This is a genomic window from Photorhabdus laumondii subsp. laumondii (assembly GCF_003343245.1).
Classification (GTDB): Bacteria; Pseudomonadota; Gammaproteobacteria; order Enterobacterales; family Enterobacteriaceae; genus Photorhabdus; species Photorhabdus laumondii.
The window spans coordinates 530,101-551,773 of the sequence record NZ_CP024901.1 but is presented as its reverse complement, the minus strand read 5'-3'; the positions used below and the strand labels follow the sequence as shown (position 1 = coordinate 551,773).

At 43.9% G+C, this 21,673-nt stretch carries 14 protein-coding genes, 1 tRNA gene and 3 rRNA genes; 7 read left to right on the top strand and 11 right to left on the bottom strand.

Features of this window, described 5'->3' with window-relative positions:
• The first annotated feature begins 257 nt into the window (after positions 1 to 257).
• The 5 genes from PluTT01m_RS02580 to PluTT01m_RS02560 all read left to right on the top strand — a co-directional run bounded on the left by PluTT01m_RS02580 (position 258) and on the right by PluTT01m_RS02560 (position 6,137).
• Positions 258 to 1,049 (top strand): protein bax, encoded by a 792-nt coding sequence (locus tag PluTT01m_RS02580; protein ID WP_011144888.1) that lies wholly within the window; start codon positions 258 to 260, stop codon positions 1,047 to 1,049.
• 205 nt (positions 1,050 to 1,254) lie between these two features.
• Positions 1,255 to 2,676 (top strand): MBOAT family O-acyltransferase, encoded by a 1,422-nt coding sequence (locus PluTT01m_RS02575; protein ID WP_011144887.1) that lies wholly within the window; start codon positions 1,255 to 1,257, stop codon positions 2,674 to 2,676.
• Positions 2,663 to 3,799, top strand: coding sequence for an SGNH/GDSL hydrolase family protein (locus tag PluTT01m_RS02570; protein WP_011144886.1), 1,137 nt, complete (start codon positions 2,663 to 2,665; stop codon positions 3,797 to 3,799). The genes PluTT01m_RS02575 and PluTT01m_RS02570 overlap by 14 nt, the downstream gene beginning before the upstream one ends.
• On the top strand, positions 3,786 to 5,006 hold the full coding sequence (locus PluTT01m_RS02565) for an SGNH/GDSL hydrolase family protein (RefSeq protein WP_011144885.1): 1,221 nt from the start codon (positions 3,786 to 3,788) through the stop codon (positions 5,004 to 5,006). Before PluTT01m_RS02570 ends, PluTT01m_RS02565 begins: the two co-directional genes overlap by 14 nt.
• A gap of 210 nt (positions 5,007 to 5,216) precedes the next feature.
• A complete protein-coding gene (locus tag PluTT01m_RS02560) occupies positions 5,217 to 6,137 on the top strand; it encodes a GNAT family N-acetyltransferase (protein WP_011144884.1) in 921 nt (306 codons plus the stop codon).
• Between the two features lie 89 nt (positions 6,138 to 6,226).
• On the opposite strand, the gene gntU is transcribed toward PluTT01m_RS02560, so the two are convergent.
• From gntU to PluTT01m_RS02525, 7 genes are all read right to left on the bottom strand, one after another.
• The gene (gene gntU, locus PluTT01m_RS02555; protein ID WP_011144883.1) at positions 6,227 to 7,564 is read right to left on the bottom strand and encodes a gluconate transporter; all 1,338 of its coding nucleotides are present in this window, start codon (positions 7,562 to 7,564) and stop codon (positions 6,227 to 6,229) included.
• Positions 7,564 to 8,103: a gluconokinase gene (gntK, locus tag PluTT01m_RS02550; RefSeq protein ID WP_058588617.1), complete on the bottom strand. Its 540-nt coding sequence runs from the start codon at positions 8,101 to 8,103 to the stop codon at positions 7,564 to 7,566. The genes gntU and gntK overlap by 1 nt, the downstream gene beginning before the upstream one ends.
• A gap of 168 nt (positions 8,104 to 8,271) precedes the next feature.
• Positions 8,272 to 9,267 carry a gluconate operon transcriptional repressor GntR gene (gntR, locus tag PluTT01m_RS02545; protein ID WP_011144881.1) on the bottom strand — a complete coding sequence of 332 codons (996 nt, stop codon included), beginning with the start codon at positions 9,265 to 9,267 and terminating at the stop codon, positions 8,272 to 8,274.
• Between the two features lie 1,239 nt (positions 9,268 to 10,506).
• Positions 10,507 to 10,622: ribosomal RNA gene (rrf, locus tag PluTT01m_RS02540) — 5S ribosomal RNA — on the bottom strand.
• A gap of 121 nt (positions 10,623 to 10,743) precedes the next feature.
• A 23S ribosomal RNA gene (locus tag PluTT01m_RS02535) occupies positions 10,744 to 13,652 on the bottom strand.
• Between the two features lie 187 nt (positions 13,653 to 13,839).
• A tRNA-Glu gene (locus tag PluTT01m_RS02530) sits at positions 13,840 to 13,915 on the bottom strand.
• An 82-nt stretch (positions 13,916 to 13,997) separates the two neighbouring features.
• A 16S ribosomal RNA gene (locus PluTT01m_RS02525) occupies positions 13,998 to 15,542 on the bottom strand.
• Together the 16S, 23S and 5S rRNA genes with 1 tRNA gene alongside form the textbook arrangement of a ribosomal RNA operon.
• 712 nt (positions 15,543 to 16,254) lie before the next feature.
• Here PluTT01m_RS02525 and purH point away from each other — a divergent pair.
• Together purH and purD are read left to right on the top strand one after the other, a co-directional pair.
• Positions 16,255 to 17,844, top strand: a complete 1,590-nt coding sequence (purH, locus tag PluTT01m_RS02515; protein ID WP_011144880.1) for a bifunctional phosphoribosylaminoimidazolecarboxamide formyltransferase/IMP cyclohydrolase — start codon at positions 16,255 to 16,257, stop codon at positions 17,842 to 17,844.
• A gap of 21 nt (positions 17,845 to 17,865) precedes the next feature.
• Positions 17,866 to 19,149, top strand: coding sequence for a phosphoribosylamine--glycine ligase (gene purD, locus PluTT01m_RS02510; RefSeq protein WP_011144879.1), 1,284 nt, complete (start codon positions 17,866 to 17,868; stop codon positions 19,147 to 19,149).
• 18 nt (positions 19,150 to 19,167) lie between these two features.
• On the opposite strand, the gene PluTT01m_RS02505 is transcribed toward purD, so the two are convergent.
• The 4 genes from PluTT01m_RS02505 to nfi form a co-directional block, all read right to left on the bottom strand.
• Entirely contained in the window at positions 19,168 to 19,809 is a 642-nt protein-coding gene (locus PluTT01m_RS02505) for a DUF1481 domain-containing protein (protein WP_041379893.1), read from the bottom strand.
• 68 nt (positions 19,810 to 19,877) lie between these two features.
• Complete coding sequence (gene hupA, locus PluTT01m_RS02500; protein ID WP_011144877.1) at positions 19,878 to 20,150, bottom strand: nucleoid-associated protein HU-alpha; 273 nt, start codon at positions 20,148 to 20,150, stop codon at positions 19,878 to 19,880.
• Positions 20,151 to 20,336: 186 nt separating this feature from the next.
• Positions 20,337 to 20,927: a YjaG family protein gene (locus PluTT01m_RS02495; protein ID WP_011144876.1), complete on the bottom strand. Its 591-nt coding sequence runs from the start codon at positions 20,925 to 20,927 to the stop codon at positions 20,337 to 20,339.
• A gap of 76 nt (positions 20,928 to 21,003) precedes the next feature.
• Positions 21,004 to 21,672, bottom strand: a complete 669-nt coding sequence (gene nfi / locus PluTT01m_RS02490; RefSeq protein WP_011144875.1) for a deoxyribonuclease V — start codon at positions 21,670 to 21,672, stop codon at positions 21,004 to 21,006.
• Position 21,673 lies beyond the last annotated feature (1 nt).

The following is a 21,673-nucleotide window of genomic DNA, read 5'->3' as shown; positions in this document are numbered from 1 at the left end:
TAAAGCGACTTACAGGCACAAAATTAACTCAAAAATCATGATCATATCTGATGAATAATTCAATCTAGACAGGCAATATTTTGTACACAAACAGCACATAACCATATAGAAATTAATAAAAAACCACAGAACAAATTAGCAAAATAATAATTTTTATTACAGAAAATATATTTATGAATCACTAATAACTCTGGCTATGCTGGATTTATTTTGCTAATATCAGCCTGTTTTTTATTCAGAGCAAACGAGGAAAAGCAATGCCCTCTCAAACAACGATGAGGACAACTGCCATCTTCGCTTTCTTTATCTCACTATTGTTTTCCGCTTTTAGTCATGCTTCAACTAGCACAGCTAAAAGCATAGAGTATTCTCACAATGACATGCAAAGCAATTTGCCAGATTTGCGAAAATACCCTTCGGGCACCCTACGTAAGAAAGCGTTTTTAAATGTTGTTGTCCCCGTGATTGATCAACACAATCAACAAATTATGCAGGAACGGAAATGGCTACTGGAACACCAAAATGACAAGCTTTGGTCTATACAGGGTATCAAACGCCTGCAACAAATTTGTAAAAACTACAACGTGAGCTGTAGCAGCTCGCCTAAAAAAATTAACTGGAACAAGCTACTAAGTCGTGTTGACATCATCCCAACCCATTTTGTTGCCACTCAGGCCGCAACAGAATCTGGTTGGGGAACATCTAAGCTTGCACAACAGAATAACAACTTATTTGGTATGCGTTGCGGTAACAACTGTAAGAAAACCCAAGGTAAAATAAAAGGTTATTCCGCCTATCCGACTATCAATGATTCGGTCAAAGCCTATATGAGAAATATGAACACCCATAACGCTTATGAATCATTGCGTGCTTCACGCGCCAAGCAGAGAAGCCTTCAGGAATCACTCAATACCAGCAAATTGATTGATAATCTTGAAGGATATTCACAATTGGGTTCGACTTACAACAACTACCTGCACAAAGTATTTAACAGCAATAAAGGGCTTATTACTCAGGCGCAGAAGTTAGCTAAAAACGATCACGACTAAGAGCCTGAGTAAGTCATTAGCATGAATATCTTGTGTTTGAATATTTGTGCTAAGTACCAAAATCATCCGTTACCATAACCAACTATGGAACGGATGATTTTCTTATGTCCACCGGTTTATTCTTTTCATTGATAGAATGTTTAGGTTAAATACTATAATATCACTCAATCTTATATTGAGATAAAATGATTTACCAGAGTTTAATATGAATTTCTTTTCTTTTGAGTTTCTTGGTTCCTTTGTTGCTTTCTTTCTCTTGTATTGGATGCTACAAAAACATGCGAAAACACAAAACTACCTGCTGATAATCGCAAGTTATCTGTTTGTCTTTTCCTTTAATCCGCTTTTCACCAGCATCCTATTTGGCTATACGCTATTTATTTATCTTTTAACAAACGTAGCCAGCAAATTTCTATCCAACCGCATCACGTTTACTATCCTGACAATAGGTATTTTGGGGTGTTTTACTCTATTCAAATATTATTCTTTCTTTCAAGAAAGTCTCCAACAAGCGTTTGCCAAATTTGGTTTGTCCATAGATTTACCCGTACTAACACTACTCGTCCCTCTGGGTTTATCTTTTTATGCATTTCATTCCGTCAGCTATGTCGTTGCTGTCGCCAGAAAAGAAATACCCAAAGCATCATTTCCTGATGTCGCTTTATATCTATGCTTTTTTCCGAGTATTGTTGCCGGACCAATAAACCGAGCTAAAGATTTTCTGCCTCAAATCCAGATATCATCAAGAGTGATCATTGAACCATCAAGAGCCATATTATTGATTACATTGGCGATAACCAAACTATTTTTGTTCAGCTCTTATTTATCCGAAAATTATGTTAATCCGGTTTTTGATGATCCTGTCAGCTACAATGCAGGGCAAATCTTGGTTAGTATTTATGCCTATGCTTGGCATATCTATTTTAATTTTTCTGGTTATACCAATCTTGTTACTGGATTAGCACTACTCCTTGGATTCAGAGTACCTGAAAACTTCAATGCCCCTTATCTGGCTGAAAACTTACAAGCCTTCTGGCACCGTTGGCATATCAGTTTATCTGAATTTATCCGTGATTATGTCTATATTCCTCTTGGTGGTAATAAGAAAGGATTTTTACGTAAAAATCTTAATTTGTTTGTCGCTATGGTAATCTCTGGGTTATGGCATGGAGCCGGAATTAATTTCATTATCTGGGGAGCTATTCATGGATTGGGATTAATCATCCTCAATGTTAAATACCAGTTATTTCCTCCAATAGACAAAAAAAATCAAAACATTCCCCAAAACCCAGTCATCTCATTTCTATCCAGAATCATTACTTTCCACTTTATCTGTCTGGCATGGGTTTTCTTCCGTTGTCCTACTCTAGATGATGCACTAATATTATTAAATCAATTGATATCATCAAATTTATTTCACTCGATAATAGCCAATAGTGGGTTGTTACTGATGTTCTGGGGACTCTTTATTATTTATCCGTGGCTGATTAATCTAAAAATAATGGTTGAGAAAATGTATTCTCAGATTTCATGGATATGCTACCCAATACCATTAGCAATTATTCTGACTTTGGTATTTATGATTTCACCACAAGGAATACCAGGATTCATTTATGCCAATTTCTGAATTCAAATCTAATTTAAAAACGGCTGGGCAAGTCATTTTTATCGTAATATTAACTAGCCTACTGTTAATTTGGCTAAATCATCGTTCACTGGATAGATTCTGGCAACAGGAATATCACCGGCAAAGTCTTTGGGCGACTTTGCAAGGTCATCCGCTCTGGGATTTCGGTGATAACCTGGAACAAGGTGTACTCGCTGCGGGGGAAGCTTTCCTGTCACATACTACCAGCAATAACAGTAACAACCATCAGGAAACTCTCCAGAAAACTGATATCACACTGCCTGCGGATTTTCAGATTGGACTCAAGCTTCTGAGTGGTTATCCCTCTCCTGTTACAAATCTGCCTGCAACTTTCCCTGAGTTATTACAAAAATCGCCCCATACTCATCCTGTTAATTCACCAATACCCCATGATTTAAGGAATAATGTTTCCCCCAGTACGGTTATCGCTAAAACTAACGTGACACTGACAGCCAAAGATAAGGTGCTGTTTGCTGGAGATTCAATGATGCAGGGTATCGCCCCCCATCTGAAACGTCGGCTCTACCAGGATTACAGTATTTCAAGTATTAATCTCAGCAAACAAAGTACTGGACTTGCTTATCCCAGTTTTTTTAATTGGCCGGAAACTATCAATAAAACACTGGAAGCCAACCATGATATCAAGCTGGTTGTTATTTTTTTGGGGCCAAATGATCCCTGGGATATGCCACCAAAACATGGAAACATCTACCTGAAATTTGCCAGTCCTGATTGGGAAAACCTCTATCGCCAACGTATCGAAATGGTCCTTACCGAAGCACGTAACCACGGTGCTGATATTATCTGGGTTGCTCCTCCCAATATGCGACAGAAAAAACTTTCTGCCAACATGAAATATCTGAGATCCTTGTATCAATCAGAAGTCACGAAAGCCGGAGAAATCTATGTTTCTGTTAATGATATTTTCAAATATCATGCAAATGATTATTCCGATTATGTCGGCGACAATAGTAACAAAATTAAACTCAGAAGCGGTGATGGTATACACTTTAGCCTGAAAGGCCAGCAAACTATCTCAGATAACATATTTTCATTGATTAAATTTATTCAGGAACCCGCTAAACAAAATGAAAATAGTTAAACAACTTCGTCGGCGATACCAAGCTGCTAGCATTAGTCTGGTCATCACACTCTCTTTAAGTTTGATATCGTGCCATAAACAAAAGCCAGGGCCGTTGCCAACACAACAGTCTGCAAAAGAGGGCCAACAGCTAATAGACTTTGGTGAACCGAATTTAGCTTTACTGGCGGATAAACTTCACAACAGCCGCCATAATCAACTGCATTTTGTTCAGATAGGAGATTCCCATACTGCCGCTGACTTTTTTACCGGCAAGCTCCGCTCTTTATTGCAACAACGTTTTGGCAATGCAGGGATTGGTTTTGTTAGCCCAATTAATGTACCTGGTCAACGTAACGCTATGGTCAGTATGACCGATAATAAGCAGCAATGGAAACTCACCACCAGCCGCAAAGATAATCGGCCTGATTTTCCTATCGGCGGTACAATTGCAGAGCCCAATAGCCAAATAAGTCAATTAATTCTAAGACTGTTTGCACCATCCCATGATCGCTATCAACTCAAAACGTTATACCAAGCATCGGATGATGCTCAGATTCTGGTACAATCTGCAACCAAACGAATACTGAAATTACCGGCAACCCACGATCACTGGCAATTTTCTACTGAAGAATCAGTGACATTCCCAGTTAATATTATGGCGATACAAAATAATCAGTTAAAATTAGGCGGCTGGTTTATTAATCGTAAACAACCAGGTGTTATGTTATCCGCCTTGGGTATCAATGGTGCGACTATTAATATGATGGATAAGTGGCAGCCCGAATGGATTGATACATTAGTTCAAATGCATCCTGATATGATGATCCTCGCTTATGGCACAAATGAGGCATTTAATCATTCGCTGGACTTACCAAGCTATCGCCAGCAACTGGAAACTAAGATAAAGCAGATTCGTAATCAGTTACCACAAACAGTTATCCTTATCATTGGGCCGGGTGATTCTTTGAAAAACAACCAATTTACAAGTTGTATAGCACAACAATCAACAATGTTGGATAATATCATCCATATTCAACAAAAAGTCGCTCAAGATCAGCACACACTATTCTGGAACTGGCGTGCATATATGGGTGGAAAATGCTCAATTAGGCGCTGGGCGCAACAAGATCTTGCTCGTCCTGATTATGTTCACCTTTCAGCCGCAGGTTATGAGCGCAGTGCTGAAGCTTTATATCAACAGTTAATAGATGCTCTCGGTCAATAAGCAACAATAAGGCTTGACTGGGAGTAGTGCTAAATACTTCTCTTGTTTTTAGTGCAGAAAAATTAAACTTATAATCTTAGATTTACAATATGTATGAGCTCACACAAAACCCATTTGATAAAGACAAACTATCTTTTTTGCTGTATTTAATGCGTTGAAAATAAGTTTATACCATGTGTAAAACATAGCGTTAAAAAGAGTATTTAAAATATGATTTTTCCAAAAAAGTATCCTCTCAGCACGATAAAAAGGCTCATCTCCGGCTGGAAAGAATGTAGTTTCGAACGTTACCAACAAGCGTATTCTCTCTATGGTGGTGGAATATCTACTCATCCAGATATTGTACGTTTTTTAAATGAAAAATTTGGCAATAGTTTTATCTTTTACGTCAAAGAAAATCCACAAATAGAAAACGTTATCGAAGGGGCATACTTTACATGTAAAGATCATCATCTGGCAGCAAGTCACCAAAAGGACTACTATTTTTTCAGTTACGATGAAATTCTCTTCCCTATTGCCAAACATCTAAAAACTATTATCCCTAGGAAGTCAAAAACCATATCACCTCTGCACAAAGAAAACTTCGTCAACATCTATTATGGCCGATTAAACAAGCGAACAATATGCCTTGCTAAAGAAGATTTTTCTTATAAAACAAGAAGAAATCGGAGTAATGAAATTAATAAATTTAAGCGTGCAGGCGGAGAAATACATCAAATTGATGACTTCACCTGCCAAGAATTTGTTGATATTTATACCACACTGTACGAAAAACGGTGGGGAAAAAAACACAGTGAAGAAGAAAAAGGAAAATTAACCGAACTATACACTGAACTCAAACAGCATCTGTACGGATGTGTATTAACTATCAATGGAACCCCAGCCGCCTACGATTTAGTTATAAAATCAGACAGCCCTCAATGGGTTTCATTCGATGCAGTAAACGGTGGATACGATCCTGAATACGCTAATCTCAGCCTTGGAAGCATTGTCATGTGGTTAAATATTCAAAATGCTTCAACGCTCTGTCAGCAGAATCAAAAAACGATGCGCTATTCTATTGGTAAACCTACTTTCGCCTATAAAGATCGCTGGTGCCATCGTCACCAGTTAGCAAGAACACTATTTTAATGTCACCAATATTTCCAAATAGTTAACTTATCCTGCCGCCTTCTAAGGAAGGCGGTACTAATCTAATACAATCTCTTAATTCATATGAATTACAACATGGCAAAGAAAACCATTCCAACAATGGCACCTATTGTCCCAAGAATAGTTTCCATAATTGACCAAGTTTTCAGTGTTTGAGATTCTGTTGCACCAGTAAATTTACCAAATAACCAAAAGCCTGAGTCATTAACATGGCTCAATACCAAAGAACCACCCGCAATACAAATTGAAAGAGCGGCAAGCTGGGCACCAGAATATCCCAGAAGATCAACAACGGGCAAAATCAGACCAACAGTTGTCAAACAGGCAACAGTTGCAGAACCTTGAATAACGCGTACTGTACCAGCAAGGATGAAACACGCTAATGCAATAGGCAGACCCGCCCCAATCAATGCGTTTCCCAAAGCAGGGCCAACACCAGAATCCACTAATACTTGTTTGAATACACCACCAGCCCCAGTCACCAATAAAATAATTCCCGCCGGTTGAATAGCCGAAGAGCAAATATCCATCACTTTCTCTTTACTCATCCCACGACGAATTGCCAAACCATAAATAGCAATCAAACAAGCAACCAAAATCGCAGAAAATGGATGACCGATAAATTCAAGCCACTGATACAACTCAGAACTCTGTTCAACAAAATTCTCACCAATAGCCTTTAACCCAACCAAAGCCAAAGGGAACAGAACCAGTGACAAACTCAAACCAAAAGATGGCATCTTACCTTGACCAAGGCTTGGCTCACTTATATCCACGGGCAAATCCAGAGTGACATACTTACTGATAAAATTACCGAAGATTGGCCCCGCCAGTAACATCCCAGGAATCGCTGCACTGATACCGATCAAGATCATCCAGCCAAAATCAGCATTCATCTGTGAAGCCAACAACATCGGCGCTGGACCAGGTAACAAAAATGCCGCTGCGGCTGCGACACCAGCAAACAGAGGAATAACCAACTTCACTACATTACCGCCAGTACGACGCGCGACTGCGAACGCCACGCCAATCAATAAAACAATAGCTACATCAAAGAACAAAGGCAAAGCACAAACCAAGCCAGCGATCCCCAATGAATAATGAGCATTCTTTTCACCGAAACTATTTAGTAACTTAACCGCAATCTGATCCAGTGCGCCTGTTTCATGCAGAACTTTACCAAACATCGCGCCCAGTGCGACAACAATAGCCAGAAAACCTAACGTTCCTCCCATTCCTTCTTGCATTGTTTCAGCAATTTTATCCAGTGGCATACCAGAAAAAACACCCGCTCCCATAGAAACCAGTATTAGCGCAACAAAAGCATGTATTCTGGCCTTCATCACCAAAAACAATAGTAAAAGCACAGAACCCACCGCTGTCAGCACTAAGGTTAAAGTACTCATTATTTTTCCCCTGAAATGACACTATTAATTATTCTTATCGAGTGATTTATCACTTCATCAAGAGATGATCTAATGTCAACCAGATAAACATCCTGTTCATCACTCCCCGGCTCTTCTAATACCTCAAACTGAGATACCAACATTTGAGATTTAAAAAAATGATCTTTACGTGCCTTCAATCGACTTTCAATTAAATCAAAGTCGCCTTTCATATAAAGAAATGAAAGATTCTTATTATTATCACGCAGTATATCCCGATAATGTTTTTTTAAAGCAGAGCAAACAATCAGGGAAATCGGGTTTGTGCGTTGCATAGCAAAAATTGCATGATTCAGTGATTTCAACCAAGGTTCACGATCTTCATCATTCAGCGCGTAGCCTTCTGCCATCTTATTAATGTTAGATCTTGGATGTAAAAAATCACCATCTAAAAAAGCAGAATCCAATTTATAGGCCACAGCACTGGCAACAGCAGATTTACCACTACCGGATACCCCCATAAGCACAAAAACATGATTCGAATGCTGGGTATCGCTCATATAAACTCCTCAACGTAGATATTTTATCCACAAAATGTTACCGGTAACTGTTATCGGTAACATTATCAGAAGTAGAGATGAAATTCGCAACAACACAGAATATTCAGGAAATATAAATGTGATATTTATCACAAATGAGTTCAAAAAAACGCAAATCCAGCAGACCGATTAGATACTCTCTCCCAGAGATAACTGAAAACCGATATCAATTATTTTTTGCGGTAAATGTTCGCCCTTCAGCCGAGCCATTAATAATTCGGCAGCCCTCCGCCCCAATAAGTCACGAGACGTCAATACACTGGCAAGTTTTGGTGTCATCACCTGACCAACATCATGGCCATGAAAGCCAGCTATCGCAATATCATGTGGTACAGCTATCCCTTGACGTTGGCACTCGAAAATTGCTCCGATTGCGAGGTCATCGTTAGTGCAGAATAGACCATCAACATCAGGATATTTTGTTCGTGCTTCATTCAGTAACTGCCCCCCTAATGTGTAAGAAGAGCTGTCTGGTGTCATTATCTTGCCTGGCTTTAACCCGGCGCTTTTCATTGCAGCTTCATAGCCCTCCAGACGAATAATTGTCCTTTCATCTTGTCTCGCACCAAGATAAATCACCCTCTGGCAACCACGCTCAATCATTGCGATTACCATCTGCCGAGCTGCTTCAAAATTGTCAATACCAACTGCCATATCAAAACAAGGAGAAACACAATCCATCAGTTCAACGACAGGGATACCAGCCGTTCCCAACATCTTCAAAGTTCGTGGAGTGTGAGTACGTTCTGAAAGAATCAAACCATCAATATTATAGGAAAGTAAAGAAATCAAACGCTCTTCTTCTTTTTCTGAGCGATAACCATAGTGAGCCAACATAGTTTGATAACCATAACTATCCGTCACATATTCGATACCACGAATAACCTCCGCAAAAACTTGGTTAGTCAAAGAAGGCAATAAAATACCAATAGCATGACTAGTGGAATTAGAAAGAATATCCGGCACTTTATTTGGGATATAACCTAGTTCATCTAAAGCATCCGCTATTTTCTTTCGCAATTGCTCAGAAACTTGATCAGGATTACGCAAGAAACGACTTACCGTCATTTTAGTTATACCAACACGATCAGCAACATCTTGTAAAATAGGACGTTTTTTCTTCATATTTCAATGCAATATAGAATGAGTAAAGTTTAGAATGATAAACGTAGTGCTATGACATATTTATACCCGTCATCTTTCAAGTTGCTTCTTTGTTGGCTGCACTCACTCACCCCGGTCACATAGTTCTCTATGCTCCCGGGGATTCGCTCCCTTGCCGCCGCGATGCATCTTGAAATCCATTGGGTATATACACTATAAGGATACATTTTTTTAAAATTTAGTCTGGATGTGAAACTGTAATCCCAATTTATTTAGTGTATCGTAAAGTCTTATTCTTTAGAGTGGAGATATAAGACATATTTTTTGTGACTAAGAGGATTTCGCCGCTAATATATTACCGAATGATTTAGAGCAATGAGCCACCACAACCAGCAAGAACCACACTATGACAATAAGTAAGAGCTCGAAAATTGCCAAACCTATCAAAATCAGAAGCAGGGACATTAAGTCAGCTTAGGAGAAATGTCCAGAAGAAATTAAGGTTTAATCATTCGATACTGGCTCAAACTTGATATGAACTACGTCGTCAACTTAAGCAAAGTAGCCATGCAATTAGGAAAAAACTCTCGTTAACTTATACTAATTAAGAAAAAGCGGCGTTATTAAGGTGCTCAAAACCGATATCGAAAATAACCCATTAACCGACATGCCTATATCGCCCAACGGAACATATATAGAAGGTTGAACTCAGCTACGGGGAGATAAAACGTAGACAATGAAATCATGCGTATACACTTATCATCAGCGTATTGAAAGCATTCATTAAAAGTGACGAACGAGCCTCATTTCCTACAATTTAGTTCGTCTAGCAGCTCATGGTGTAAGCCCTAGTGCAAAGTTTTTACGATGTGTAGGACAAAATCCCAAAGAAGTTTCACCAATTACGGGAAGAAGAACAAATTATATCATCTAAGAAAAGCGGGAAAAAATTTTCCCAAAGCAAATTTTATACAGAGGGTGAAAAAACATACCGCTAAATACAAAATTTCCAGCTATTAGGCGGTCAGCATGATAACTTTACAAATCTCATCGGCTTATAAACAGCTCTTTAGCCGTTCACTTTGTGGGCCGTCGCGAGTCGCGACGTTCAAATCCGATTTCCGACGGAGTTGTCCTATATAATGCGGATAGACAGGTCGCGGTAGACACGGTAACCAGATAATATAAGCAAATAAAATGATACAGACCCTGATATGCAAAAACCCCCAGCTTTCGCTGAGGGTTTCTACGGTATTTAAAGCCTGGCAGTGTCCTACTCTCACATGGGGAGACCCCACACTACCATCGGCGCTACGGCGTTTCACTGCTGAGTTCGGCATGGGGTCAGGTGGGACCACCGCGCTATCGCCGCCAGGCATATTCGGTTTTCTTCCGGCCGTTGTCGCTCTTCCGCCACAACCACCCGAATCAATCTCTGAACAAGCTGAAAATTCTTCTCTCTTCTGTCTTCCGACACCAAAACACCTTCGGTGTTGTAAGGTTAAGCCTCTCGGTTCATTAGTACTGGTCAGCTCAATGCATCGCTGCACTTACACACCCAGCCTATCCACGTCTTCGTCTTAAACGTTCCTTCCGTGACCTCAGTCAGGGGAAGACTCATCTCAAGGCAAGTTTCCCGCTTAGATGCTTTCAGCGGTTATCTCTCCCGCACTTAGCTACCGGGCTATGCCATTGGCATGACAACCCGTACACCAGCGGTGCGTCCACTCCGGTCCTCTCGTACTAGGAGCAGCCCCTTTCAATCTTCCTGCGCCCACGGCAGATAGGGACCGAACTGTCTCACGACGTTCTAAACCCAGCTCGCGTACCACTTTAAATGGCGAACAGCCATACCCTTGGGACCTACTTCAGCCCCAGGATGTGATGAGCCGACATCGAGGTGCCAAACACCGCCGTCGATATGAACTCTTGGGCGGTATCAGCCTGTTATCCCCGGAGTACCTTTTATCCGTTGAGCGATGGCCCTTCCATTCAGAACCACCGGATCACTAAGACCTACTTTCGTACCTGCTCGAACCGTCACTCTCGCAGTTAAGCTGGCTTATGCCTTTGCACTAACCTCACGATGTCCGACCGTGATTAGCCAACCTTCGTGCTCCTCCGTTACACTTTGGGAGGAGACCGCCCCAGTCAAACTACCCGCCAGACACTGTCCCCGGCCCGGTTTACGGGCCCAGGTGAGAACATCGAACATTCAAGGGTGGTATTTCAAGGATGGCTCCATGCAGACTGGCGTCCGCACTTCTCAGCCTCCCACCTATCCTACACATCAAGGCTCCATGTTCAGTGTCAAGCTATAGTAAAGGTTCACGGGGTCTTTCCGTCTTGCCGCGGGGACACTGCATCTTCACAGCGAGTTCAATTTCACTGAGTCTCGGGTGGAGACAGCCTGGCCATCATTACGCCATTCGTGCAGGTCGGAACTTACCCGACAAGGAATTTCGCTACCTTAGGACCGTTATAGTTACGGCCGCCGTTTACTGGGGCTTCTGTCAAGAGCCTCGCCTTGCGGCTAACCCCATCAATTAACCTTCCAGCACCGGGCAGGCGTCACACCGTATACGTCCACTTACGTGTTTGCACAGTGCTGTGTTTTTAATAAACAGTTGCAGCCAGCTGGTCTCTGCGACTGGCTTCAGCTCCGGAGGCAAACTCCTTCACCTACCGCCAGCGTGCCTTCTCCCGAAGTTACGGCACCATTTTGCCTAGTTCCTTCACCCGAGTTCTCTCAAGCGCCTGAGTATTCTCTACCTGACCACCTGTGTCGGTTTGGGGTACGATTCAATATGACCTGACGCTTAGAGGCTTTTCCTGGAAGCCGGGCATCAACCACTTCACCGCCGTAGCGGCTCGTCATCACGCCTCAGTGTTCACAGAAGAGCGGATTTCCCTGCTCCTCCCACCTACACGCTTAAACCGGGACAACCGTCGCCCGGATGGCCTAGCCTTCTCCGTCCCCCCTTCGCAGTCACATTCAGTACAGGAATATTAACCTGTTTCCCATCAGCTACGCCTCTCGGCCTCACCTTAGGGGTCGACTCACCCTGCCCCGATTAACGTTGGACAGGAACCCTTGGTCTTCCGGCGAGCGGGTTTTTCACCCGCTTTATCGTTACTTATGTCAGCATTCGCACTTCTGATACCTCCAGCAGGCCTCACAGCTCCACCTTCTCCGGCTTACAGAACGCTCCCCTACCCAATAACACTTGCGTGTCACTGCCGCAGCTTCGGTGCATGGTTTAGCCCCGTTACATCTTCCGCGCAGGCCGACTCGACCAGTGAGCTATTACGCTTTCTTTCAATGATGGCTGCTTCTAAGCCAACATCCTGGCTGTCTGGGCCTTCCCACATCGTTTCCCACTTAACCATGACTTCGGGACCTTAGCTGGCGGTCTGGGTTGTTTCCCTCTTCACGACGGACGTTAGCACCCGCCGTGTGTCTCCCGTGATACCATTCTTCGGTATTCGCAGTTTGCATCGGGTTGGTAAGCCGGGATGGCCCCCTAGCCGAAACAGTGCTCTACCCCCGAAGATGAATTCACGAGGCGCTACCTAAATAGCTTTCGGGGAGAACCAGCTATCTCCCGGTTTGATTGGCCTTTCACCCCCAGCCACAGGTCATCCGCTAATTTTTCAACATTAGTCGGTTCGGTCCTCCAGTTAGTGTTACCCAACCTTCAACCTGCCCATGGCTAGCTCACCGGGTTTCGGGTCTATACCCTGCAACTCTTTCGCCCAGTTAAGACTCGGTTTCCCTGCGGCTCCCCTATCCGGTTAACCTTGCTACAGAATATAAGTCGCTGACCCATTATACAAAAGGTACGCAGTCACCCTGATTAATCACGGCTCCCACTGCTTGTACGTACACGGTTTCAGGTTCTCTTTCACTCCCCTCGCCGGGGTTCTTTTCGCCTTTCCCTCACGGTACTGGTTCACTATCGGTCAGTCAGGAGTATTTAGCCTTGGAGGATGGTCCCCCCATCTTCAGACAGGATTTCTCGTGTCCCGCCTTACTCATCGAACTCACAGCCATACCATCTTCGAGTACGGGGCTGTCACCCTCTCTCGCCGGCCTTTCCAGACCGTTCCTCTGATGCTATCGCTGATGCAGGTTCTGGGCTCCTCCCCGTTCGCTCGCCGCTACTGGGGGAATCTCGGTTGATTTCTTTTCCTCGGGGTACTGAGATGTTTCAGTTCCCCCGGTTCGCCTCATTAACCTATGAATTCAGTTAATGATAGTGCAACGCATTGCACTGGGTTTCCCCATTCGGACATCGCCGGCTATTACGCTTCATATCAGCTTACCGACGCTTTTCGCAGATTAGCACGTCCTTCATCGCCTCTGACTGCCTAGGCATCCACCGTGTACGCTTAGTCGCTTAACCTCACAACCCGAAACTGTCTCGGACTGTTCAGCTTGAGAGACACCTCAACAATACCTCGGCGATATTATTGAGTATTTCAATTTTTCAGCTTGTTCCAGATTGTTAAAGAGCATCTATCGCTAAACAGATTCGCTTAAATCCGCTTAAAGATAACCTGACAACGCCTTTCACCCGTCATCCCGCAATATGGCGTCCCCTAGGGGATTCGAACCCCTGTTACCGCCGTGAAAGGGCGGTGTCCTAGGCCTCTAGACGAAGGGGACCCGCAGGTCAGCTTCGCAGACTCATTTGCACTCTATTTTCATCAGACAATCTGTGTGAGCACTGCACTCAACCTCTCTCAGGTAAGGAGGTGATCCAACCGCAGGTTCCCCTACGGTTACCTTGTTACGACTTCACCCCAGTCATGAGCCACAAAGTGGTCAGCGCCCCCCTTTCGGTTAAGCTACCGACTTCTTTTGCAACCCACTCCCATGGTGTGACGGGCGGTGTGTACAAGGCCCGGGAACGTATTCACCGTAGCATGCTGATCTACGATTACTAGCGATTCCGACTTCATGGAGTCGAGTTGCAGACTCCAATCCGGACTACGACAGACTTTGTGTGTTCCGCTTGCTCTCGCGAGGTCGCTTCACTTTGTATCCGCCATTGTAGCACGTGTGTAGCCCTACTCGTAAGGGCCATGATGACTTGACGTCATCCCCACCTTCCTCCGGTTTATCACCGGCAGTCTCCTTTGAGTTCCCACCTTCACGTGCTGGCAACAAAGGATAAGGGTTGCGCTCGTTGCGGGACTTAACCCAACATTTCACAACACGAGCTGACGACAGCCATGCAGCACCTGTCTCTCAGTTCCCTAAGGCACTTCGCTGTCTCCAGCAAATTCTGAGGATGTCAAGAGTAGGTAAGGTTCTTCGCGTTGCATCGAATTAAACCACATGCTCCACCGCTTGTGCGGGCCCCCGTCAATTCATTTGAGTTTTAACCTTGCGGCCGTACTCCCCAGGCGGTCGATTTAACGCGTTAGCTTCGGAAGCCACCGTTCAAGACCGCAACCTCCAAATCGACATCGTTTACAGCGTGGACTACCAGGGTATCTAATCCTGTTTGCTCCCCACGCTTTCGCACCTGAGCGTCAGTCTTCGTCCAGGGGGCCGCCTTCGCCACCGGTATTCCTCCACATCTCTACGCATTTCACCGCTACACATGGAATTCTACCCCCCTCTACGAGACTCCAGTCAACCAGTCTTAGATGCCATTCCCAGGTTGAGCCCGGGGATTTCACATCTAACTTAATTGACCGCCTGCGTGCGCTTTACGCCCAGTCATTCCGATTAACGCTTGCACCCTCCGTATTACCGCGGCTGCTGGCACGGAGTTAGCCGGTGCTTCTTCTGCGGGTAACGTCAAAGTCCAGCCCTCTTCAGGCTAAACCCTTCCTCCCCGCTGAAAGTACTTTACAACCCGAAGGCCTTCTTCATACACGCGGCATGGCTGCATCAGGCTTGCGCCCATTGTGCAATATTCCCCACTGCTGCCTCCCGTAGGAGTCTGGGCCGTGTCTCAGTCCCAGTGTGGCTGGTCATCCTCTCAGACCAGCTAGAGATCGTCGCCTAGGTAGGCCATTACCCTACCTACCAGCTAATCCCATCTGGGTTCATCCGACGGCGTGAGGCCCTTTCAGGTCCCCCACTTTGGTCTCGCGACATTATGCGGTATTAGCCACCGTTTCCAGTGGTTATCCCCCGCCCTCGGGCAGATCCCCAGACATTACTCACCCGTCCGCCGCTCGTCAGCAAAAGTGCAGGCACTTTCCTGTTACCGCTCGACTTGCATGTGTTAGGCCTGCCGCCAGCGTTCAATCTGAGCCATGATCAAACTCTTCAATTTAAAGTTTGATGCTCAAAGAATTCTGACTAATTATTTCGTAATGAATTAACTGTTGTTCACTCTTCAAGACTTTAAAACGTATTTTTTTGTGATACGGTCTTGTGAGTGCCCACACAGATTGTCTGATTAATTGTTAAAGAGCAGGCTGACATAAAAAATAACATTCTCGTTCAGCCGGGCTGCGTATACTACGCTGTTCGCCCGCAGAGTCAAGCGCTTATTGCGCCGGTTCTCTGCCCGACCTCACAATGTTTATCAGCGTTGTGTCGGTCAGTGGTGGCGCATTATAGGGAATTCTTTGACGCTGGCAATAATTATTTTGAAAAAAATTGATCGTTTGATTAATTCCACAGCAAAGCTCTACTTTATACCTACTTACCAACAGATTTATCCACATATGGCTAGTTGGATGAAAATTTATCGAGCATCACGCAAACGTTTTCGTTACAATTCGGTGGTTAAAATCATCAAGCGATTTTATCTGACTATACTGAAATGTTATTGCAGTGCCCATTTTTTATGTCCTGGTATATACCCTATGGATTTCAAGATGCATCGCGACGGCAAGGAAGCGAATCCCCGGGAGCATAGCGAACGATGTGACCGGGGTGAGCGAGTGCAGCCAACAAAGAGGTAACTTGAAAGATAACGGGTGTAGTGGGTTCTTCCCAATAACATGTTACTGCCTTACAAAATCCAAGGGATCAAATCAATGCAACAGCTTCGTCCAATCCATCGTGCCCTGCTTAGCGTTTCCGATAAATCAGGGGTTGTTGAATTTGCAAAAGCCTTATCTCAACGCGGTGTCGAATTGCTTTCTACTGGTGGCACAGCGCGTTTACTCGCTGAGTCAGATCTAAAGGTTACTGAAGTTTCAGACTACACCGGTTTTCCTGAAATGATGGATGGCCGTGTTAAGACGCTGCATCCTAAAGTACATGGCGGAATCCTTGGCCGCCGCGGACAAGATGATGAAATCATGGCACAACACCAAATCTCACCGATCGATATGGTGGTTGTGAATCTATATCCATTCGCTCAGACCGTAGCTAAACCAGATTGTACTTTGGCAGATGCCGTTGAAAACATTGATATCGGTGGTCCAACTATGGTTCGCTCTGCGGCTAAGAACCATAAAGATGTAGCGATTGTGGTAAATAGTAAGGATTACAAAAAAATCATTGAAGAGATGGATAACAATCAGGGGTCATTAACACAATCAACCCGCTTCGATTTAGCCATTAAGGCTTTTGAACACACCGCGGCTTATGACAGCATGATTGCTAACTATTTTGGCAAGCTGGTTCCTCCTTATCATGGTGATACGACTCAACCATCAGGACGTTTCCCTCGTACTCTGAATTTGAATTTCATTAAAAAGCAGGATATGCGTTACGGTGAGAACAGCCACCAAGATGCTGCATTCTATATAGAAGAGAATCTTTCTGAATCATCCATTGCAACTGCAACTCAGTTACAAGGTAAGGCTCTTTCCTATAATAACATTGCTGATACCGATGCAGCGCTGGAATGTGTTAAGGAATTCGTGGAGCCTGCATGCGTTATTGTTAAGCACGCTAACCCATGCGGTGTAGCCATTGGTAAAGATATCCACGAAGCTTATGATAGCGCATTCAAAACAGATCCAACCTCCGCTTTCGGCGGTATTATTGCTTTCAACCGCGAACTTGATATTAAAACTGCACAAGCCATTATCGACCGTCAATTCGTCGAGGTAATTATTGCCCCCTCAGTAAATAAAGATGTCTTACCTGTGCTGGCAACCAAGCAAAATATCCGCGTTCTGGTATGTGGTGAATGGGAGGACCGGGCTGCTGGCCTTGATTTTAAACGAGTTAATGGTGGCTTACTGGTACAAGATCGCGATCTTGGTATGGTTGCAGTAACTAACCTACGTGTGGTTTCCAAACGTCATCCCACCGAACAAGAAATGAAAGATGCTCTGTTCTGCTGGAAGGTCGCTAAGTTTGTCAAATCTAATGCCATTGTTTATGCAAAAAATGATATGACCATTGGTATTGGTGCTGGCCAAATGAGCCGTGTCTATTCCGCAAAAATTGCGGGGATTAAAGCAGCCGATGAAGGCTTGGAAGTCCAAGGATGCGCAATGGCGTCTGACGCCTTTTTCCCATTTCGTGACGGCATTGATGCCGCTGCGGCTGTCGGCGTAAGTTGCATTATCCAACCCGGCGGTTCAATCCGTGACGACGAAGTAATTACCGCGGCTGATGAACACGGTATTGCTATGATTTTCACCGGCATGCGCCATTTTCGCCACTAATCAATAGCAGGAGTTAATCTGATGAATATTTTAATTGTTGGTAGCGGTGGACGCGAACATGCGCTGGCATGGAAAGCAGCTCAATCTCCTTTAGCTGATAAAATCTATGTCGCTCCAGGAAATGCAGGAACTGCTCTGGAAAGCAATCTTGAAAATATTGATATCTCAGCGACAGATATCAACGGCTTGTTAGTATTTGCACAAAGCCATGATATTGGGCTGACTATCGTCGGCCCTGAAGTACCATTAGTGTTAGGTATCGTCGATGCATTCCAAACAGCAGGGTTGACTATTTTTGGTCCAACTCAGGCAGCCGCTCAATTAGAAGGTTCAAAAGCATTTACCAAAGATTTTCTAGCACGTCATCAAATCCCAACTGCGGCTTATCAGAATTTTACAGCTATCGAACCCGCTCTTGCCTACCTAGATAAAGTCGGCGTTCCTATTGTTATAAAAGCTGACGGATTGGCTGCGGGTAAAGGTGTGATTGTTGCGATAACACGGGAAGAAGCCCAGTCCGCCATAAAAGATATGCTAGCCGGAAATGCGTTTGGTGATGCAGGCCATCGTATTGTTATTGAAGAGTTTCTAACAGGTGAAGAAGCTAGTTTTATCGTTATGGTCGACGGTAAGAATGTTATTCCGATGGCAACCAGTCAGGATCATAAACGCATAGGTGATGGTGACTCCGGCCCAAACACTGGCGGAATGGGAGCCTATTCTCCCGCACCAGTCGTCACCAATGAAATCCACCAACGCATTATGGAAGAGATTATTTATCCTACTGTTAATGGTATGGCTGCTGAGGGTCATGTCTATACGGGTTTTCTTTATGCCGGCTTGATGATCAGCCAAAATGGCGAACCCAAAGTGATTGAATTTAACTGTCGCTTTGGTGATCCAGAAACACAACCCATCATGATGCGTATGCGCTCCGATCTTGTTGAACTCTGTCTAGCTGGTGCAAAAGGCGAGCTTGCGGGTAAAACGTCTGATTGGGATGAGCGCCCTGCTCTGGGTGTGGTACTCGCTGCCGGAGGGTATCCTGCTGATTATCACAAAGGGGATATCATTCATGGCTTGCCCCAACAAGAAAATGAAAGTAGCAAGGTTTTCCATGCTGGTACAGCAATGAAAGACAATGATGTTATTACCGCCGGTGGACGCGTTCTGTGTGTTACAGCATTAGGAGAAACCATTATAGATGCACAGAAAAATGCTTACCAACAAGCAGAAGAGATTGAATGGAATAACTGTTTTTACCGCAAGGATATCGGATATCGGGCAATTAACCGATTGAAATAATCATAAAACTGACGAGGGTCAGAGACTGTCCTTCGTCGGTTCCCAACGACAAAAGTCATTATTAGCTACCAACAATAATTCGCGGCCAGCAGGCGCTTCCAACCAAGCAATAGTTAACTGGCTGTAGCTACTTTTTTCGCGCTGTTCAAGCCATGACCTCGCGTAAGGTTCAAACTCAAGGGAAATCGTTTCACCTGCACAGGTAGTGACTTTACCGTTATTCCAGTGCCCTTGCACCAAACGCACATTTCCCACTATCAACGCATCACTTAATTCAAGCGTCCGTTTAGCATCAAACTGCATACGAACAATATCATCGCTGGAAAGTCGCTCTCGTCGCGTTTTCGACTGCTTTTGCATAAAAATCACATCACCGGATTTATTCAAACGAAGTTGTTCAGATAGTGGATTTTTATCATTCAAAATTTCACGGCGAATTTGGCGCAAATCTCCCTGCTTATATTCATAAAAAGTCACGACGGTATTGTCATTACGGTAGGGGCTGTAAACACTCATCAGCACCCGAGGTTTACTGTTCTGATCGTTGAGACGCCACAAGCGGACAACACCATCATCGGCAATGAATCCACTTGCGCTGAAAGAAGGTTCTTTAGGTTGATTGGTACAGGCGCTGAGCGCGAAGACGAATCCTAGTGTCATCAGCCCCTGACGAACCAACAAAAGGGGATAAATAATACCCCTTCTATTTTTTCTTTTTTGCAATGAAATTATTTAACTGCGTCTTTCAGAGCCTTACCAGCAGAGAAAGCAGGTACGTTTGCAGCCGCGATGGTAATTTCTTTACCGGTTTGCGGGTTACGACCAGTACGTTCTGCACGGTGGTTAACTTTAAAAGTACCAAAACCTACCAGTTGTACTGAATCGCCCGCTTTTAGGGATTCGGTGATTGCATTCAAAGTTGATTCCAGAGCAGCTTTTGCCTGAGCTTTAGTCAGTTCTGTGCTTTCTGCGATTGCATCAACTAATTCAGTCTTATTCATAGATTATCCTTACAGTGTGTTTATCGTTTGCAAAGCATCGAGTGCGACGGATATGCCGAATGACAGCACCCCTGCATACACGCACCGATAGCCACTTCTTTTCACCCCCCAAATGTAGAACAGAGTGGGGGCAAAAGTGAAGTCTTTGAACATGGCATTTAAAGCATTAAATCACGTTTTTTCACTTTACTGCGTTAAATTTATACCAATGTTGCTCGTTCCTGACTCCCGGAGGTCAGCTTTCAATCCTTTAATCAACTCAATATCCCGCTCTTCGCAGCTAACCAATAAGCGATAAATTTCCCATTGGATGTCCCACTCTTGTTCAATAGCCGGTAATATTTTCAGTTCTTCATCAGTCATTTCTTTTCCGGCCTGAGTCATTTCAAGCATAGCAACAGTGCGGATTGAAATTTCACTCACTGCAATTGCATGCTCCAATGTTTCACCACTCAGACGGGAGTGAATAATTTCCCCTAATGCAATACATGCATCAATCGCCGGGTACACACCGTAAATATCGTAATCATCCGCTGAGGGAATAATTTGTTCCAACTTTTCCAGCTGATTATCAAAATTCACCTTGGCATCTTTTACAACTAATATTTCCCACACCAAATCCAGAATACGGCGGTAAAGAGCAGGTTCTGCAAATGCCGTCTGGCAACAGAACATCTGGTAATTTGGATACATCCGTTCGCATAAACTTGCCATAAAGGTCAGATGCTGCCAGCTTTCAAGTTTTTCCAGCCGTAAATGTATCGGGTTCCGTAACATTAGCTTTTACTCATTATGCACAATTTGCTCCGCAGTTTACCTGAAATTCAAGAATATCCACACGCTTACACCGAATTTAAGGATTTTTCTGTATCATTTGTTCAAAAAATGGTCTATTTGAGGCTATACCATCTGCCCAACGGGTTGTTTCAGGCAAGCGATAACCTTTCATACAACGTTCCACCCATAGCAATGCGCTATCAAGACTGATTCTGTGTCCTGTAGAAATATACAACGGATTACAACGTTTTTTACTTCGCCATACCCAACCAATCTGTTCCTCTTTATCAAGCAAAGGTTGGCAACTGCCGGGCTGTTCTCCCAATAGTTCACTTTCACCACATAAACGACGTTTTGCCACACCAATTGTGGGCACATTAGCTAATAAACCAAAATGGCTAGCTACACCTAAACGACGTGGATGAGCAATGCCATGACCGTCCACCATGACTAGATCAGGTTTGTATTTCAACAACTGCCAAGCAGCCATTAATGCAGGATATTCACGGAAAGAGAGTAAACCGGGAATATAAGGCAACGTAGTTTCAATTCGCGCTATCTGATATTCCACCAGTTCAAGAGCAGGATAAGAGAGAACCGCTATCGCTGCACGGGTAATTGCTCCCTGTCGTTCGAAACCCACATCAGCACCCGCAATCAATTTAGGTGGGGAAAAATCATCATAACAGATAACCTGTTGAGCCTTTGCTATTTGTTCCTGACGTAATGCTTTCGTATTAATCATA

What these genes read in the sequence shown, in the direction of transcription:
- PluTT01m_RS02560 (WP_011144884.1), top strand. Translation starts at nt 5,217, where the DNA reads ATGATTTTTCCAAAAAAGTATCCTCTCAGCACGATAAAAAGGCTCATC.
- gntU (WP_011144883.1), bottom strand. Translation starts at nt 7,564, where the DNA reads ATGAGTACTTTAACCTTAGTGCTGACAGCGGTGGGTTCTGTGCTTTTA.
- PluTT01m_RS02570 (WP_011144886.1), top strand. Translation starts at nt 2,663, where the DNA reads ATGCCAATTTCTGAATTCAAATCTAATTTAAAAACGGCTGGGCAAGTC.
- PluTT01m_RS02580 (WP_011144888.1), top strand. Translation starts at nt 258, where the DNA reads ATGCCCTCTCAAACAACGATGAGGACAACTGCCATCTTCGCTTTCTTT.
- purD (WP_011144879.1), top strand. Translation starts at nt 17,866, where the DNA reads ATGAATATTTTAATTGTTGGTAGCGGTGGACGCGAACATGCGCTGGCA.
- PluTT01m_RS02505 (WP_041379893.1), bottom strand. Translation starts at nt 19,809, where the DNA reads ATGACACTAGGATTCGTCTTCGCGCTCAGCGCCTGTACCAATCAACCT.
- PluTT01m_RS02565 (WP_011144885.1), top strand. Translation starts at nt 3,786, where the DNA reads ATGAAAATAGTTAAACAACTTCGTCGGCGATACCAAGCTGCTAGCATT.
- nfi (WP_011144875.1), bottom strand. Translation starts at nt 21,672, where the DNA reads ATGATTAATACGAAAGCATTACGTCAGGAACAAATAGCAAAGGCTCAA.
- PluTT01m_RS02495 (WP_011144876.1), bottom strand. Translation starts at nt 20,927, where the DNA reads ATGTTACGGAACCCGATACATTTACGGCTGGAAAAACTTGAAAGCTGG.
- PluTT01m_RS02575 (WP_011144887.1), top strand. Translation starts at nt 1,255, where the DNA reads ATGAATTTCTTTTCTTTTGAGTTTCTTGGTTCCTTTGTTGCTTTCTTT.
- gntK (WP_058588617.1), bottom strand. Translation starts at nt 8,103, where the DNA reads ATGAGCGATACCCAGCATTCGAATCATGTTTTTGTGCTTATGGGGGTA.
- hupA (WP_011144877.1), bottom strand. Translation starts at nt 20,150, where the DNA reads ATGAATAAGACTGAATTAGTTGATGCAATCGCAGAAAGCACAGAACTG.
- gntR (WP_011144881.1), bottom strand. Translation starts at nt 9,267, where the DNA reads ATGAAGAAAAAACGTCCTATTTTACAAGATGTTGCTGATCGTGTTGGT.
- purH (WP_011144880.1), top strand. Translation starts at nt 16,255, where the DNA reads ATGCAACAGCTTCGTCCAATCCATCGTGCCCTGCTTAGCGTTTCCGAT.